The sequence below is a fragment of the Piscirickettsia salmonis LF-89 = ATCC VR-1361 genome, from assembly GCF_000297215.2.
Lineage (GTDB): Bacteria > Pseudomonadota > Gammaproteobacteria > Piscirickettsiales > Piscirickettsiaceae > Piscirickettsia > Piscirickettsia salmonis.
The window spans coordinates 1-1822 of record NZ_AMFF02000191.1; the positions used below are offsets into that span (position 1 = coordinate 1).

Consider the following 1822-nt stretch of genomic DNA (forward strand, 5'->3'; position numbering starts at 1 on the left):
CCATGGCTCGCAGCGTGGGATGCTCGCTTATGTTGGCTCGTTCGATAATTTTGTCCAGTTCACCGCGATCAAACCAAATCCCTCAGCAACCAAAACAGCAATTAATCTTAGCCTAAGGCATTTTAAAAATTGTAATATTGTTGTTTGCCACATATTAAAGATTTTAGCCTGATTTTCTAAGTTTACAGCAACAGTAATCGCTGCCATAATCCTTGCTCATATCTATCGATGCTCAATACGCAGCTCAACATAATTGCTCAGCCAGAAAACCTCCTTATCTGGAAATATTTTCTGGGCTAAGTATATTTAATTATAAAAAAGTTATACAAAAGGATTCTTTAAAATTATGAGCAATAACATTAATAGCCACAATAATAAGTGGTGGATTTTAATCGGTACGGCGATTAGTGGTTTTATGATTGGCATTGACTACACTATTGTTAATATGGCCATTGCCAGCATACAAACAGAATTAACGGTAAATACCAACCAATTACAATGGCTGATGTCTGGCTTTGGCATTACCTTCTGTGCCTTTTTAGCATCTATGGGTAAGCTTGCTGATATTGTCGGCCGACGCCGCCTACTCTTTATCGGCATTAGCGGCTTTGGGCTCGCTTCCTTGGGTGCTGGCTTTTCTAATTCAATTATCAGCTTGGTCATATTCAGGCTGTTACAAGGGGTTTTCGGTGCAATTATTTTACCTGCGGGCATGGCGCTAACCGCTAGCGCTTTTCCTGCAAAAGAGCAAGGCCGTGCCATGGGTATTTATAATGGCATTTTAGGTCTAGGTCTCGCCTTTGGCCCAGTATTCGGTGGCATTATTTTAAGTTTTATGAGTTGGCACTGGATCTTTTTTATTAACATCCCAATTATTATTATTAGTCTATGCATCTGTTATTTCACCATCCAAGGCCGCGATAGCAAAACCGATCAAGAAATGGACTGGTTGGGCATTGCCCTCATTGCCGCCACCTTAATGAGTTTTGTCTACGCGGTGAATCAAGCCACCATTACCGGCTGGGCATCTAGTCTTGTCATTTACCCTTTCATCGCTTCTTTCGTTTTCTTAGGCATTTTTATCACGGTAGAAGCAAAAAGCAACTCGCCTTTTTTACCAATGAACTTATTTAGCAATCGTGGTTTTTTCCTCGGTGCAACCGCTTATATGATCGCGGCAGGCTTTGCTTGGCCAATTATTTTTCTTGTACCTCTGTATTTACAACAAGTCTTAGGTTATTCCGTATACAGTGCCAGCATTGCCTTAATTCCTATGACACTAATGACTGCAATCCTACCACCACTTACAGGTAAAATATATGACCATAAAGGTGCATTCACCTGCTTTATCTTACTGGCCAGCTGCCTAATCTTATCTTTTCTGCTATTTTTAACTTTTACCACACAGACCCACCTTGCTGTATTGCTTCTCACCTTTTTGCTGTTTGGCGCAGCCTGGGGCATAGGCAATGGTTTTGCAACACCTCTGGCTTTATCTAACCTAAACAATCATCAAGATGTTGGTGTCGTTAATGGAGCGGCCATCACCCTACTTAATATCTCAGGTGTAGTTAGCCTTAGTATAATTACTACTGTATTCCACTTTGGTGAGCAAAGTTGGCACCACAACCATACACACCATACCGTAAGCACTCAAGCAAACAAGTTTGCTTTTACTCATGGCTTTCATATCAGTATTTTTTATCTAGCGATCACAGCAGTTATTATACTTATACCCACTCTATACTATGCATATAGCACAACACTTAATAAAGCAACCACCCTCAATTAACTAAGTGTATTTGCGTAAGCGTCGCTACCT

1 protein-coding gene and 1 pseudogene are annotated in these 1822 nt (G+C 40.7%); one reads left to right on the top strand and one right to left on the bottom strand.

What is annotated here, in order from left to right; genetic code table 11:
- Positions 1-82, bottom strand: a pseudogene (locus C200_RS16795) (zf-TFIIB domain-containing protein); the annotation flags it as partial.
- Positions 83-346: 264 nt separating this feature from the next.
- On the opposite strand from C200_RS16795, the gene C200_RS13180 reads away from it, so the two are divergent.
- On the top strand, positions 347-1792 hold the full coding sequence (locus C200_RS13180; protein WP_016212204.1) for an MFS transporter: 1446 nt from the start codon (positions 347-349) through the stop codon (positions 1790-1792).
- Positions 1793-1822 lie beyond the last annotated feature (30 nt).

Excerpts from the sequence above, each read along its gene's own strand:
- C200_RS13180 (WP_016212204.1), top strand. The coding sequence starts at position 347 with ATGAGCAATAACATTAATAGCCACAATAATAAGTGGTGGATTTTAATC.